The 534-nt window shown below is 34.8% G+C and carries 1 pseudogene; it reads left to right on the forward strand.

Going from position 1 to position 534, the window contains the following annotated elements:
- A pseudogene (locus J3U35_RS06490) lies at nucleotides 1-534 on the forward strand (hypothetical protein); the annotation flags it as partial.

A 534-nucleotide genomic window follows, 5' to 3' on the forward strand; every position in this document is an offset into this window, starting at 1 on the left:
GTTCAATTCCGGTATTAACGCCTTATGAGCATGAAGGAAAGCAGATTATCGGTTGGGTTTTTAATGACACTAAAAAGCAGCTCACGGAATCTGAATTTGATATAAAAGGTAATGATAAAACTTTTGCTAAATCAAAAGGACTGAGAGTCAGGGATGAAAGTAAAAAAAACATACTGACTATGTTACCCAAGGGAACCCAAATAAAAATAAGTGGTAAGAAAAAATCAAAAACGTTTGTTGAATTAGCTCAGATAGTCCGTGATGGAAAACCGACCATAGCTTTGCCAGAGGCGAAAAAAATGGTTTGGTATGATAGTCTTGAAAACATTACTCGAGGCAAAGAATATAATAAGGTTGTGGTATTAGATAAACCTTTTCCCATCAATGCGGGTGATTTAGTCGGTCATATTGGTCATAATCAAAATGATGCCATTAGCAAACAAAAAGATAAAGACGGTAATTATATCGATATAGCGACTTTACCGCTAAAAACAGGTTTAACAGCAAGTCAATATAAACCAAGTTTACATGTTG

It is taken from the genome of Gilliamella sp. B2717 (assembly GCF_026536675.1).
Taxonomy (GTDB): Bacteria; Pseudomonadota; Gammaproteobacteria; order Enterobacterales; family Orbaceae; genus Gilliamella; species Gilliamella apicola_I.